Origin of the sequence: Pseudomonas sp. UMAB-08, from assembly GCF_900095225.1 — a bacterium.
GTDB lineage: Bacteria > Pseudomonadota > Gammaproteobacteria > Pseudomonadales > Pseudomonadaceae > Aquipseudomonas.
Window position 1 is genome coordinate 60,981 of record NZ_LT607431.1, and the last position, 13,977, is coordinate 74,957.

Consider the following 13,977-nt stretch of genomic DNA (forward strand, 5'->3'; position numbering starts at 1 on the left):
TACAATACCTGCCTTACGGAACGCACAGATCCTTCCTACGCGCATCGTCGTCACACAATACTAGCTTTCGGCAGGTTTGCTAGAATCTTTAGGCCTAAGGCTGTTTGATTTTTCCCACGGACGAGTAGCGAGGTCTCCGAATGTCGCGCAACGAAGATGTTCCGCTCGTCTAACACAACGGGCTTTTCAAGCTCACGATAAGCCGCAATGTGTTGCAGTGCTGTGTCGGGGTCATTTGTCACGGCATCAGACACCCACAGCAGCTCGGCGGCTTCAGGTTTGATCCAGTTGACAGGAATGAAGCACGGCTGCGTAACAGGTTGCGGCCTGTTAGCAGGGACCGGAGCAACCTCTTCAAGCACTGTACTGAACGTTGCGTCTAGGGGTGCGCCGTAGCAGGCGATCAGGCGCAGCGACTCGCTACGCTCGGTGACTGGGGAAGACAACAAGGCTTCGATACGCTCGATCTGCAAACCAAACGCAAACGCCTGGATACGCTCACGGCTGGCTTTGCCGTGCGCGACGATCTGCTCTGGGTTGTCGATGTAATAGCCCAGGCGCGCGGCGAGGTCTGCGGCGGCGCCGGGCTCGGCCAGCCAGCCGGTGTGGCCTTCATCGACCAGCTCGGAAATACCGCCAATGCGCGAGGCCACCACCGGCAGACCGCAGGCCATGGCTTCGGTAATAGTCACCGGTTGGTTCTCGGGGCATACCGACGGCAGCACGAAGACGTGGGCCTCGGCAAAGCGCTCTGCAATGCTGGCGTTGGGCAGTCGGCCCCAGAATTTGACCGAGATATTAGGGGCGTTTTTTTCAATGCTAGCTATATAGCTAGCTAGCATGTGGCCGTCACCGACCATGTCTAGATGGACCTTTTCCTGGGGCAACAAGGCCACGGCTTCGAGCAAGGTCGGCACGCCTTTATGGCCACCCATGTAGCCGGTGAACAGGATATTCAGGCGCTCGCCGGGCTCTGGCGGAGCAGTATTGATGAAGCGTTCCAGATCGATGCCGTTGGCGATCACATGCATGCGCTCAGCGGGAATGCCGTTGAGGATGTATTGACCGGCCAGGTAACGACTCGGGGAAATGAAGTAATCCACGGCGTCGAGCTGCCAGCGCAGGTAGTCCTGACGCATGCGTTGCGGTAGTTGCACGTCGTCGTCATGGATGTTGGCGTGGCAGCTGTGGCACTGGGTGCTGTCATTGCACAAGGTGTTCTGGGTGGTGATCCGCGTGCTGTTCATGCAAAAACCCCAGTGATCATGCAGGGTCAGCGCGATGCGGATGCCGTTGGCACGGGCCAGTTGCAGAATGCCCAGGGACAGACCTGCCATGTGGTGCGCGTGGATCACGTCCGGTTTCCAGCCTGCGATCAGTTTGAGGAAGATGCGCTCAACGCCGGGGTGCGAAACATTGTTGCCAGTCGGTGCAAAGTCGCGCTGGGTCAAGGACACGCGGGTGATGGGCAAGCCGTCGAAGACTTCGGTCTGAATCGGATAGCCAGGCAAGCCATGGCTGTTGTCACCGGCCAGCACCCGTACATCATGGCCACGGTCCGCGAGAGCTTTGGCCTGATGATGAGCGATGATTTCCGCGCCGCCGATGACGTGAGGCGGGAAAAAGTTGGAGATGACCAGTACTTTCATTGCTCGGTTCCTGCCGCTGCGTAAGGGAAGCGATAGCCATGCAGGTTGGGCAATTCGATATCGGCGTCGCTGGCCAGGCCCAATGCCAGAGCAATACCGCTGGCGTGATCGCCTTCTATTAATAGAAGGCCTTGGGCGCCCTGCCCTGTCACTCGGGTACCAAGCAGGTGCTGCAGTTCGAGGCTGTCGCCTGGCTCGGCGGCCAGGATGATCAGATCGATGTCGATTTCGTTGTCGCGCAGTTCGTCGAGCAGCAGCGGCAGCGCTTCATTAATAGGTGCATTGATGCGGCTGAGGGTGCCGTTGCTGATGATGGAACCCGAGCTATCGCCTTCGGCCACTTGCCAGGCGCGAACGGTATGCCGACCGACCAGCGCTGAGAGCCACTCCGGGTGTTCGCCGAAGAGCAAGGCGCAGGCTGCGGGACGATGGCTGAGCAAGGTGGCCAGAGCCAGTTGGCCCGGTGCGTCCACCAGGGGCAGTTCCGGCGCAATGACGAAATGCTGCCACTGACGCGGCAAGGGCGTGAGAGCGAGGCGCGGGTTGTGGCTGGCCAATTGCCGCAGCAGCTCGCGGGCGTAGCTGCGCCAGGTGAGGATCGGCCGCGCCACGGCTTCGCGGGCCAGTCTCAGGTATTGCGCAGGCTGGGTCGCTAGTTCGTGGATCATGGCCGCCAAGGCTGCAGAATCGGTCATGTCTACGGTACAGCAGCCGCCTTCGGCTGCCAGTTCGGCCATCACCCCGCCGTTGTGGCAGATGCACGGGCGCGCATGCCACAGGCTTTCGACGATGGGCATGCCGTAGCCTTCAACCAGCGACGCGTAAACACTGACGTGGGCGCGGGCATAGTAGTCGTTGAGAACTTCGTCGTTGACCACGCCATGCCAGACGATACGCGGGTCGGCTGCATTGGCTTCGCGCACGGCGTCGACGATGTAGTCGGCCCCGGCATAACGGTTGCCGATCATGTCCAGTTGCCAATCCAGATCCGGGTAATCAGCGGCCAGACGCGCGACGGCGGCCAGCAGCACTTTATGGTTCTTGCGCGGTTCCAGGGTCGAGACGCAAAGGATGCGCAACGGCTCTCCGGCGCGGGGCGCGCCTGCCGGAGTCGTAGCGCGTGGCGAGGCGGTCAGTTCTCCGGGGATCCAGCAGGTGCGCACCTGAGCACGCGGGGTGATTTTTTCCCGCTGCCAGAAGGCTTGCAGTTGCTTGCCGGCGTCCGGGGAAATCGGCAGCACGCGGTCGCACTCAGCCAGTCCGCACATGTAGGCGGCGTGGTTGTCACGAATGCTGATGTCGGCGACCCACTCCGGATGGGTCACGGGGATCGCATCGTAGAAGATCGCCGCGACCTGCAGACCAAGCTCCCGCGCAGCCTCACGGCGGGCCGGGCCCTGACGCTCGAAGACAATTTCACTTTGCAGCAGCCAGCCACCCTTGAGGTGACGGCCACCAAGGCTGGCTAGTGTTTGCGGCGCATGAGCCGGGGAACGCGGCAGCACGTAATGCTTCGGGTTGGGCAATGGCCCGCCATACAGAGCCAGGTTCTGGTACTCGCCTTCGGTGGGCAATACGTAGGCGCGCAGGTTTTCGTTCCAAGTCACGAACCACGGCTGGCCAAAATCCTGCAGTTTGCGGGTCAGGCTACGCACTACCCGCGCCACGCCAGTATTGGCGGTGTCGCGCAGGCAGGCGCTGGTGTCGATCACCAGTTGCGGCACCGGCAGGTCCTGAACCGGCGTCAGACTGCCCAGCAGTTCGGCATAGGCCTTGATGGTGCGCTGCCAAGTGAAGGTCTGCTGGAAGGTGTCGAGCTGCGCTTCCCATTCAGGGCCGGCCAGCAGCTCACCGGCGAGGACGCGAAGGGCTTTTTCCGCAATGTCGTTTTCATCGCGGCACAGCTGTTGCTCACCTGCGACCACTTCTGGGTGAGCACCTATGTTCAGCACCAGGACCGGTTTGCGCAGCTGCTGCATTTCTGCCAGTGGCAGGTTGAAGCCTTCCCAATGGGAAACGCTGATGCCCAATTGCGCGCGGGCCATCAGAGTGTTCAGATCGGCATCGCTTGGGTGGCCCAACGGCAGGATGTGATCCTTGAGGTCATCGGGCAGTTGCAGCTCTTCGGCGGTGGCCAGCACGCTGAAGCGCGCTTTTGGATGCACGGCAATGATCTGCCGAGCAATCGGATACAGGCCTTCGCTGTTCTTATAGTTGCCGGTTTCCCAGCGACCCAGGTTGATGATGGTCGGGCCGTCGTTGGCATCGACCGCGCTGCTCGCGCTTTCAGCCTGATGGCCGTATTGCCAGAGGCTCTGATCGACGCCCCCGGTCAAGTGATCGGCGCCTAGGTGGATCATTGCGATGTCTACACCGAGGCCGGCATCGGGCAGGCTTTGGGTGCGCGAAACGAAGTCGCTGATCGGCGTGACCACCCGCGCTTCGGGCAGAAATTCGCGGCGCTGAGCGCGCAGCCGCTCCTGGACCAGACGCGCCGGGCCTTGCATGTCTTCGTAAGGCACACCTCCGCAATCAAGCGCCACGGAAGGAATGCCCCACTGACGGAACACGGCGATGGAAGCATAGAACGGCCAGCCTCCGATCAAGGCAACGGTGCCGACAGGATCATGACCGACCGGAACGAAATGATGGCGATTGTCGCGCAACCATTCGGCGGTGACTTGATCGAGTTCAGTGTACGGGCCGTTGTGCAGCGGCGGCGTGTGGATATCATCGGTGATGCGGCGCAGCACGTCGTGGTTGGCGCGCTGGGCGACGAACGTGATGTGCCAGCCGGCCGCTTTGAGGCCTTGAGCGAGCAGCAGCAGGACGCGGTCGACACCGAAGCGAAACAGCAGACGTTCGTTGCAGATAATTAGATGCATGAGGTCAGTTCAGTCTTATTCAGGCGCATAGCCGATGGCTGCATAGTCTTGCGCGCCAAACAGCAGTCGATTGAGAGGGCCGGTGATCGCTTCGTCGCTGCCTTTGAGGTGCAAAGCCGGATCGCCGAGGTGACGACGGTCGATCTCGACTCGCTCGAAACCACGTGCCTTGAGTAGAAACCCAACCAATGCTGGCGGCATCGGGTTGCGGTGCGTCGGGTCGATATAGAAGTTGCAGGCGCCGACGATAAGGTTTTCCGGGTTCGGTGTTTCAAACAGCACCACACCACCGGGGCGTACCACGCGACGGGCTTCGTCGATCAGACTGATGAACACATGCAGCGGCAAGTGCTCGATGATGTGGAATGCGGTCAGGCCACTGAGGCTGTTGGCCGGCATAGCGGCCAGGTATTGCAGGGCATCGCCGACGTAGGCTTCCAAGCCGGCATCGGTGCAGCACTGGATCATGGCGGTGTTGGTATCCACGCCAATAGCCGGGATATCGGCTTCTTTAAGCAGTTGCAACCATTCTCCACGGCCACAGCCAAGATCCAACAACGGCTCGGAAAACAACGCAGCGTTGGGCTGGAAGTACGGCAGATTGGCCTTGAGGCGCTCGCGGATCATTTCCTTGGAGCCACGGAAGTTGGCTTCAAATTCCAGGTACAACTCCGGCGGCATGCCCGATTCTTCTTCGGCCCGCACCGCGAAGATCGGTTTGGCGCCTGACATCTGTACCTGGGACAGCATCACAGACAGTTCGCGCTGACGTTGTTCCATGCGCTGTTGACGCGTGATCAGATACTGCTCGTTTTGCTCGATGGCCAGGGCGTGGGTGTACAGGCTTTGATTGGTCTGGTTCTGAATCTGCAGACCCAAGTTGCGCAGGCGCGTGTTGCCGTCGGCGATGTGGTATTCAAGGGCGGTCATGCGCTCGGGCATGTACCTCAAGGCCTTGCCTATACAAACGATACGCTGCACCCCGGGAATGCGATAGACCACGGCACGCACCAACAGGATGACGACGTTCTTCACCGACGCGCCACCGGGACGCTGACGGACACGGGTTAAAAAACCCATAACCCTGGGGTGACCGATGCACTTGCCGATCACCGGCACGCCACGCAACTTGCTGTACAGGCTCGGCGGTGGAATCTGCGCCTGAGCAGGTTGCTCGTTGCCGATGGTTTCAGCGGCTATAGAAGGAGTGTGCCGCTCTGGGGCCAGCGGCAAATACCCCTCAATCTCCATCGGCTCGAAAGCCCGGACCAGATCGTTGGGCAGATTGGCGGAGGACGCAGACGCGTCTGCATTGGCTGAAACACGCTCATATTCGCGACGATTGACTTCAGCCACGATGTCTTTTTGCAGTTTTTTAAGATCGATAGTCATTATTTGCGTTCAAGACCGGTTAATAGCCAGTACATGCTGATGAGTTCGTAACGCTATTGAAGGGCGTTACTTCGAGAATAAGAAGGAGACCATTCTACTCAGGTGAAGGGCTGGGTGGGAGGTGATTTGTTTTTGATTCGAGCGTTGCATGGGTGGCTGTGAGATATTTCCTTGGTAAGAGCCCGACGGGAGGGGCCTGATATCCCTGACACCGGGCGTCAGCGTCGCTTGCCAACAAGTTGGCTACAACAGTCAAACGCCCAGACGAGTACGAACTTGCTCTGCAGTCGCCAGGGGGCGTTCCAATTCTGCGGCCAGGCGCAGGGTGCGTTGGATCAGCGTGCAGTTTCTGGCCGGTTGGGTGCGTTGGGTGTCGAGCCAGAGGTTGTCTTCCAGACCGATGCGTACGCCGTCAGTTAGGAGCAGGCCCAGGCCGGTGGCGGTCAGTTGGCTGCGGCCCAGACCGGCGATGGACACGATGCAGTCTTCGGGCAAGGCAGCGAGGATCGCAGCCAACTGCAGGGCGTCGGCCTGTGCTCCGGCGATATTTCCCAGCATGACGTTAACGTACAACGGTCGGGTGATGAGGTTTTCCTTGCATAGCACGCGGACGAAGTTGGCCATGCCCAGATCAAACACTTCCAGCTCCGGCCGAATACCCTTGGCTTGCATACGCGCCGCCAGTTCCCGAATGGTGTCGGGGGCGTTGACGCTGGCCGACTGGGCGAAGTTGAGCGAGCTGAGGGTCAGGCTGGCCATGTCGGGGCGAGCCCCGCCGTCCAGGTCCAGTACGCGTGCACGGGTTTCGACATCGGCGGTATACCGCCCGCTGGTGGTGACGCACAGCAGCGCCTGGCGGCCACCGGGCAGTCGGCGGATGTCTTCGATCAGGCGCCCATACGCATCGGGATTGGGCGTCTGCACGCCTTGAGCATCACGGGCATGCAGGTGCACCATCTGCACGCCCAGCTCAAGGCAACGCGCCACGTCTTCAACTATTTCGCCTTGGCTGAGGGGCACGTAAGGACTCATTGGGCGGGTTGGAATCGCGCCGGTACAGGCCAGGTTGAGGATCAGCGGGGTGCCGATGCGCATGTCAGCCTCCGGTGACTTGCAGGGCGGTGCGGGCGATTTTCTGCGCCGGGTTACCGACATACACACCATCGGCTTCGGTGTCTTTGAGCACTACGGAACCGGCACCGATAAAGCTGCGCTCAGCAATACGCAGGCCATCGCGCAGCACCGCGCCAAGGCCAATAAACGCTTGCTCACCCACCACCACATTGCCGCCCAGAGTGACACCCGCCGCCACAAAGGCATGGTCGGCCACCTGGCAGTGATGGGAGATATGCGCGCCGCTGCGGATGATGACGTTACTGCCAATTCGAGCAAACGGCTGAATGATAGCGTGTTCATAGATCAAGCTGTTTTCACCTATGTGCAGATCCGGCCAGGTGCTAGCACGGCTGGAGACATAGCTGATGAACTCATACCCCATAGCTTTGGCCTGCTGATAGCGGTCGCGGCGCAGGCCATTGATGGCATGGTAGCCTAGGGGAAACAACAGGCGGACTTTATCGGGCGGGTAGTGCTCGCTAAGGTTTTCAAAAGACACTACGGGCAAGCCTTCATGACTGGAGACTGACCGATACGAGGCATCTACGGTGAACGCCTGTACTCGATAGAGGCTGTCGTTGGTCAGGCAAAACCAGGCAAGACTGGCGAAGGTATCGGCGCCAAATAGCACGACATCGGTGATTTTACCCGGCTCTGTTTTTCTACTCTGCATCCGTTGCCCACTACAGGTTATTCAAAGTCGCCAAGAGCTTGCTGCAAGGCAAACACCACTCGCTCGCACTGGGCTGGGGTTATCCCCGCGAACCAGGGCACACCCACGGTCTGTTCACTCAAGTATGCGGTGACCGGCAGCTCATCGCCGTCGGGCCCACACGTCATGCAACGAGCGAACGCCGGGTGGTGTTGCAGGGACGGACAGTACCAGCGGCGGGTCTGAATGCCCATCCCTGCCAGTATCGAAACCACACCAGCGACAGGCGCAGACAGGCCGATGCTCAAGGTTGCAGGCAGGTCAGAGGCGGCAAAACCCTGCTACAGCCTGACGCCTGGCACAATACGCAATGCCGTGGCATAACGTTGCCAAAGTCCCTGACGGAGCGCCTTTTGCTCGGGCCAACAAGCCCATTGCGCCAGACCGATGGCGGCGGCGTATTCGGAGAGTTTAGCGTTGGTGCCCAGCACTTCCACAACCGCGTTCTCAAAGCCAAAGTTCGATAAGCGTCGAACACTCTTTGCCAAGGTAGTATCGCGAGTAACCAGTGCGCCACCCTCCCCAATGCCAAACGGTTTAGTGGCGTGAAAACTGAAGGCCACGCTGGCCCGAGCGCCAATCCGTTGATTACCGAAAGCACCAGCAGCATCGATCAAGACCGGGATGCCGGTTTCTTCGACGAAGGCATCCCATGCCTCAACGTCAACCGGGCAGCCAAAGGTCGCGACAGGTATTACCAGCGCCAGAGCGTGATGTTGCGCAACGCGACGAGCGATGTCAGGTGTCAGTTGCCAGGTGCCCGGCGCGACGTCGGAAAAAATCGGCTGTAAACCGTTACGCACTGCCGCACTGGCCGTGGCTGCAAAGGTGAACGCGGGCACCAGCACTTGGCTTGCAGGGGCTAAGTTCAGGACCGCGATACCTATTTCCAGCGCTGCAGTGCCGCTGCTGAAGCTGACGACCTGCGCGGCGGGCCATTGGCTGCTCAGGGCCGCTTCAAACTCATGAACCAGTGGCCCGAAGTTGGTGTAGCAGTGTGTCGCGTCAATGCGCCTCAGCCACGGCAGCAGCATTTCAGCGGTTGGAAGGTCGGGAACCAGTACGGGAATCAGCGTCATGTCAGACACGCTCGTCTCTCGACCATACAGCCTCGACCGGCACCTCGAAATGCTCGGCTGACAGCTCGGCGCACCAGCGTTGCCACATCATCCGCAAACCGACTTCAAGACCGCGCGCAACAGTGGTTGCCTGCCGCCACGGCGAGGCCTGCCAGCGGGCACGCATGCCTGCACGCAAACGGGCCAGCGCGTCAAGGTCGGTGGCGTGCTGAACGGCCAGGCGCACGAAGCTTTCCACATCATCGGCTACCCAGTCGCCCAGCCCGGTACGCCCCAATACCGCCGCACTCTGGCAGTGTGCGCGAGACGGACCGCGTAAAGTGACCACCGGCACGCCCATCCACAACGCATGATTGGTGGTGGTGCCGCCTGTGTACGGCCAGGTATCAAGGATGATGTCGACCTGCTGATGCAGGGCCAAGTATTCATTGAGACTGACGCGGGGCAGAACCCGAACCCGTTCGGGTGCAATACCGTGCTGGGCAAACCGTGCGATCAGGTACTGACCCAAGGCGTCGGTGTCTACATGCCCCAACAGCAAATGCGAACCCGGCACGCCGCACAGCACCCGACTCCAGGCCGCGAACACAGCATCGCCCAATTTGCTGATGCGATTGAAGCTGGCAAAGGTGATATGGCCGTTGTGCAGGGCGGGCAGCGCGTTAACCGGCGGCGCGCTCGGAGCTGGAGCAAACGCGCCGGTGGACGGCAAGCGGGCGAAGCGCTCAGTGTAGTAACGCTCGTAAAGGCCATGGGGTGCGTTGAACGGGTCGCAGATTAGGTAGTCGATGGCGCTCATCCCCGTGGTACCGGGGTAGCCAATCCAAGTGGCCTGCACCGGTGCCGGTTTGCGCGCAAAGGTCAGCAACCGATTGAATTCGGTATGCCCTGACAGGTCAATCAGGATGTCGATGCCATCGGCACGAATTTGCGCGGCCAGCTCGTCATCGCTCAGCGCGGCCACTTTGCGCCAGTGGGGCACGAGCTGGCGCAAGCGCAAGGTTATGGCGTCTTCCAGTGGGCTATTGGCATACACCCACAACTCCAGAACGGCCGGGTCGAGTCTGGCCCAGACCGGCTCGACAAAGTGCGCAACGGCGTGGTTGCGCAGATCTCCCGAAACAAACCCAACACGCAAGCGGCGTTGCGGATCACCATTATTGCCGTGGGCTTGCCAATGAGTGCGTAGCGGTTTTTCAAAGCAGTCGGCAAACCCGATATGCGCGGCCAGGATCTCGGCGGGCGATTGCATTTCATCGTGCATTAACAGAAACAACAAAGTGCTGTGAGTCTTGACGTCGTCGGGCCGCAAGACGATGACCCGGCGAAAAGCACTAATAGCATCCTCAACGTAACCTTGTTTTTGCCGAGCTGTACCGAGGATCATCAGTGCATCGGGATCATCTGGGTTGATTGCCAGCGCCTGTTCGGCATGTATTTGTGCCTGGCATGGCAGGTTTTGCTGATTAAGCACCGCACCTAGGTTGATCAATGCCGGAAACAGTACAGGGTTAATGCCCAGCGCTTGGCGATAAGTGCTGATCGCTTCGTCCAGGCGGTCCAACGCCTTGAGAGCATTGCCGCGATTGACTAGCGCGCCCAGATGCGCGGGGGCGATAAGCAATGCCTGCTCAGCCATGCTCAGGGCTTGTCCCGGGTTATTGAGAGCCAGCAGGCAGACGCAAAAATTGGAGTACACGTCTGCTGAGTTCGGGTGTAGGTCAATGGCCTGCTGATAGACCGCAGCGGCCTCTTGCAACTTGCCCTGATGACGAAGGATCACCGCCAGATTGCCCAGTGCATTGGCGTCGCCGGGCAGTCGCTCAAGCACCGACCTTACCGCAACAACCGCTTCATCCCAGCGGCCCTGCTCAAACAGACTGGCCAATTGGTCCATTTCATCGGGGACGCGAGCAGCGTGTAAAACAGCGGTGAATCGACTGTTGAGGGACTGCCTGTATTGCACGGGGCGGCGCCCAGCAGTTGCTCGGCCTGAGTAAGCTGACCCGCGCCAATCAAGGCCTGCACATAGCTCAGCCAGAATTGCTCGATGCTAGGGTCAGCATCCAGCGCGCGCTTGAACAATGGCAGTGCCACTGTGGGCGCATTAGTGATCAGGGCCAAAAGGCCAAGGTTATGGTTGGCATTGGGATGGTGAGGCAGGGCTTGTAGGATGGCTCGATACAGGCGCTCAGCCTCCTGCAATTGCCCGGCACGATGCAGGGTTATCGCTTGCTGCAAGACCTGTTCGTAGGTAAGCATGGTATCGATCATCCTTTTGCGCGGGAAACCTCGGCCTTCTGGCCGGGGAGGGATAGCGCTGACAGCAACGCTGTCCCAGTTCTCGCATCTCCTTTTGGAAAAGCTATCCTTGAGTAACCGTAGCCATCGCTACGTTGAATGAGCCGGCAGTGGCGGTGTGCAATATACCTTGTACGACATCGACGGAGGCTTGAATATTGACGCTCCCCGTGCCCCGAACGGTGACTCGCCTGATATGGCTGCCCGTCTTCTTACCTGTCGGGACCTCCGTGCGCACCAGGTCACCCGTCTGGAAGCCATACACACGCTTGCTGCGGGTCAGGTAGCCACGCGGGAAGCCGAACTTGTCGAGCAGGATCCGTTGGTAACTGCCTCGGCCGGTGCACTTCACGGTCAGGGTAGGCTTTTGCTAGGCTTGGACCGCGGCAACCTCGCCGACGCATGCCGCATCCAGGGCATGGGTTTTCGGGATGCCCAGCTGCATACGGTTGAATTTAGTGCGGCCACCGGAGCCAGTTCCACAGGCAATTCCGTGGACGTAAGTGCCGTCACCGATGCCCAGCGCGTCGCGTTGACCGCTGCAGCATCCTTAAGCGGCCGCTTGGCCTGTGCCTGGATCCGCGCCAGGCGGGCCTTGTCTTTGATGAAGACCTCGAGCGGCAGTGCCGCCTTGCGGGTGTTGCAGGGCACACAGGCAACCCTGTTCGAACCGCCACGCGCCCGGGGCACCAGGTGATCAATGTTGAGTGGCACATTCTCGGCGTCGCAGAAACAACACTTCCGATTCCACTTGACCAGGAGGTACTCGCGCACCTCGAAGCCGGTCAGCGTGCCGCGCTGGTATTCGACACCGGAGATTTCCGGATTCTTCAGGGCTTGCACGTCGAAGCGCACAAGCTCAGAACTCACAGCGATCACCGGCGCGCAGCGTCGGAGGCGCTTGACCCAGGACCTGGTCGTGTCAACCCTGTGCTGCAGCAACGGCGCCAGCCAGCCGTCAGGACGGGTTCGGTTCAGAAAGCGGGGTGCGCGGTCAGCGTTTCGCTTATTTTCCGGCCACGATGGACCAGCTCGAAGAGGTTGAGAGCGGCGGCACCTCGCTGGATTTCTCCGGTCGAGGCGTCGAGATGGTCAGTGTCTCGGACCAGCGCCAGCCCGGTGGCTTTGCTGCCGGGGTCGAGCTTGATACGCAGGGGTTGCACGGTGCAGGAGTCAACCGTGCGGTCGACGAGCCGGAGGACGAAGGGCGCTACGCGATGAACCCGCGCACGTCCACGCTCGAGCAACAGCCTCACGCGCTTCTCGCTGCACGGCATCAACGCCTTGCCCGACTTGTCCAGCACAAATACCGCCATTGCAGCTCCTGGGTCAATCCTGCCGGAAAACGTCCGGTGCGTTGCTGCCCTTATGGGCCTTGTGACGAGAGCCTTGCGGCTCCGCTCCCCTCGACCATGTTGTGCAGCAGGTGGTGAGTGAGCTCACCGGTCACAGCCCGTTTCGTGCCAAGCCGGGGCTTGTCTGCTGCTGTGACTTCCAGAGCGCCAGACTGAGGAAGCATCTGGCGGTGGGTCTACTCTTCTGCACAACGCTGCGCCTTCCGGCGCGAGGTCTGGTCAACCTCAGGCTTTTAGCAAGCCTCGGCCTTCAGGCCGGGGTGGTTGACCCTGTCTCTCTCAATCCAGCTTGAACGAAGCCTCTAACGCGCACACGCCTGCGAAGTGTTTGTAACCGCTGTGCCCGGTCACGTTGAACACGGCCGCCTTGTCCCACCAGTCGAAGTTGTCTTCGATGTGATCAGCACCGCCATGCAGGGCCAGGGTCAAACTGTAGCTGCCGGGGCCGACGTTGAGCGCAGGGATGGTCACTGTCAGGGTTTGCTCTACCCCAGCATTGACACCCAGGTCGCGCAGTTCACCACGCAACCAAGTATTGGTGCCGAAGATGTCGTAACCGGTGCGGTCCTTGAACATGAAGCCCAGGGATAGATCGTAGATTGGTTCGTTGGCTTTGATTTTCAGGGTCAGGGTAAGCGGCGCGCCGACTTCAAGCATGTGTGCGGCTTTGCCATTGCTGCTGATGGTCAGCTCTTCGATGCGCGCCTTGCCGTTTCCGGAGCGGCCGGCATACGGTGCGTTAACAGCTTGGGCCTGCAACGACCCTTCTTCCTTACGGGCTATCAGCGAGTTATAGAAATCCAGTACATCGTCCGGGCGACCGTCCATAAGCAGCTTGTGATCGCCCAGCAGGATGGCGCGATCACACAGACTTTTGATAGCGCCTGGATCGTGGGAGACGAACAACAAGGTGGTGCCCTGCTCGCGAAAGTCACGAATCCGCGCAAAGGACTTGTGCTGGAAGTAGGCATCGCCCACGGCCAGCGCTTCATCGACGATCAGCACTTCCGGTCGCACGGCGGTGGCGACGCTGAACGCCAGGCGCACGAACATCCCGGAAGAATAGGTGCGTACCGGCATGTCGAAGTAATGGCCGATTTCGGCGAAGGCTTCGATGGAGGGCATCAGTTCGATGATTTCATCGCGCTCCAGCCCCTGCATGCGACCGGCCAGGGCCACATTCTGGCGACCCGTGAATTCAGGGTGAAAGCCCATACCCAACTCCAGCAGTGCAGCAATGCGCCCGGTGGTGGTGATAGTGCCTTCGGTGGGCATCGCGGTGCCGGTGATGAGTTTGAGCAGCGTGCTTTTACCGGCACCGTTGACGCCAATAATGCCCACTGACTCGCCCTGCCCGACCTTGAAGCTGACGTCGCAGATGATCCAGTTCTGATCGCGCTTGCACAGCCCGAGCCACGTGCCCAGTGCGTGCCAGCGGCCTTTAAGTTTTGGATAGGCCTTCCCTACCTGGTCTACGAGAATAGTCAT

11 protein-coding genes and 1 pseudogene are annotated in these 13,977 nt (G+C 60.2%); all 12 read right to left on the reverse strand.

All coding sequences use genetic code 11. From position 1 onward, the window contains the following. Positions 1-50: 50 nt before the first annotated feature. The 12 genes and pseudogenes from K0F75_RS22080 to K0F75_RS22140 all read right to left on the reverse strand — a co-directional run bounded on the left by K0F75_RS22080 (position 51) and on the right by K0F75_RS22140 (position 13,977). On the reverse strand, positions 51-1,649 hold the full coding sequence (locus K0F75_RS22080) for a glycosyltransferase family 4 protein (protein WP_219064090.1): 1,599 nt from the start codon (positions 1,647-1,649) through the stop codon (positions 51-53). Then, positions 1,646-4,534: a glycosyltransferase gene (locus tag K0F75_RS22085; RefSeq protein ID WP_219064091.1), complete on the reverse strand. Its 2,889-nt coding sequence runs from the start codon at positions 4,532-4,534 to the stop codon at positions 1,646-1,648. Before K0F75_RS22085 ends, K0F75_RS22080 begins: the two co-directional genes overlap by 4 nt. A 15-nt stretch (positions 4,535-4,549) precedes the next feature. Continuing rightward, positions 4,550-5,926 carry a class I SAM-dependent methyltransferase gene (locus K0F75_RS22090; protein WP_219064092.1) on the reverse strand — a complete coding sequence of 459 codons (1,377 nt, stop codon included), beginning with the start codon at positions 5,924-5,926 and terminating at the stop codon, positions 4,550-4,552. 252 nt (positions 5,927-6,178) lie between these two features. Continuing rightward, on the reverse strand, positions 6,179-7,021 hold the full coding sequence (locus tag K0F75_RS22095) for a 3-keto-5-aminohexanoate cleavage protein (protein WP_219064093.1): 843 nt from the start codon (positions 7,019-7,021) through the stop codon (positions 6,179-6,181). A 1-nt stretch (position 7,022) separates the two neighbouring features. Beyond that, a complete protein-coding gene (locus K0F75_RS22100; RefSeq protein ID WP_219064094.1) occupies positions 7,023-7,715 on the reverse strand; it encodes an acetyltransferase in 693 nt (230 codons plus the stop codon). Between the two features lie 17 nt (positions 7,716-7,732). After that, on the reverse strand, positions 7,733-8,002 hold the full coding sequence (locus tag K0F75_RS22105; protein WP_219064095.1) for a DegT/DnrJ/EryC1/StrS family aminotransferase: 270 nt from the start codon (positions 8,000-8,002) through the stop codon (positions 7,733-7,735). A 33-nt stretch (positions 8,003-8,035) separates the two neighbouring features. Further along, on the reverse strand, positions 8,036-8,833 hold the full coding sequence (locus K0F75_RS22110) for a DegT/DnrJ/EryC1/StrS aminotransferase family protein (RefSeq protein WP_257604465.1): 798 nt from the start codon (positions 8,831-8,833) through the stop codon (positions 8,036-8,038). A gap of 1 nt (position 8,834) precedes the next feature. Beyond that, entirely contained in the window at positions 8,835-10,721 is a 1,887-nt protein-coding gene (locus K0F75_RS22115; protein ID WP_219064097.1) for a tetratricopeptide repeat protein, read from the reverse strand. Continuing rightward, positions 10,670-11,095: a tetratricopeptide repeat protein gene (locus K0F75_RS22120; protein ID WP_219064098.1), complete on the reverse strand. Its 426-nt coding sequence runs from the start codon at positions 11,093-11,095 to the stop codon at positions 10,670-10,672. Before K0F75_RS22120 ends, K0F75_RS22115 begins: the two co-directional genes overlap by 52 nt. A gap of 103 nt (positions 11,096-11,198) precedes the next feature. Next, positions 11,199-11,486, reverse strand: a complete 288-nt coding sequence (locus K0F75_RS22125; RefSeq protein ID WP_219064099.1) for a hypothetical protein — start codon at positions 11,484-11,486, stop codon at positions 11,199-11,201. A 2-nt stretch (positions 11,487-11,488) separates the two neighbouring features. Further along, positions 11,489-12,450 (reverse strand): annotated as a pseudogene (iscB, locus tag K0F75_RS22130) (RNA-guided endonuclease IscB). 318 nt (positions 12,451-12,768) lie between these two features. Next, positions 12,769-13,977, reverse strand: coding sequence for an ABC transporter ATP-binding protein (locus tag K0F75_RS22140; RefSeq protein WP_219064101.1), 1,209 nt, complete (start codon positions 13,975-13,977; stop codon positions 12,769-12,771).

Coding starts and splice junctions, on each gene's coding strand:
- K0F75_RS22080 (WP_219064090.1), bottom strand. CDS start 1,649: ATGAAAGTACTGGTCATCTCCAACTTTTTCCCGCCTCACGTCATCGGC.
- K0F75_RS22085 (WP_219064091.1), bottom strand. CDS start 4,534: ATGCATCTAATTATCTGCAACGAACGTCTGCTGTTTCGCTTCGGTGTC.
- K0F75_RS22090 (WP_219064092.1), bottom strand. CDS start 5,926: ATGACTATCGATCTTAAAAAACTGCAAAAAGACATCGTGGCTGAAGTC.
- K0F75_RS22095 (WP_219064093.1), bottom strand. CDS start 7,021: ATGCGCATCGGCACCCCGCTGATCCTCAACCTGGCCTGTACCGGCGCG.
- K0F75_RS22100 (WP_219064094.1), bottom strand. CDS start 7,715: ATGCAGAGTAGAAAAACAGAGCCGGGTAAAATCACCGATGTCGTGCTA.
- K0F75_RS22110 (WP_257604465.1), bottom strand. CDS start 8,833: ATGACGCTGATTCCCGTACTGGTTCCCGACCTTCCAACCGCTGAAATG.
- K0F75_RS22120 (WP_219064098.1), bottom strand. CDS start 11,095: ATGCTTACCTACGAACAGGTCTTGCAGCAAGCGATAACCCTGCATCGT.
- K0F75_RS22140 (WP_219064101.1), bottom strand. CDS start 13,977: ATGACTATTCTCGTAGACCAGGTAGGGAAGGCCTATCCAAAACTTAAA.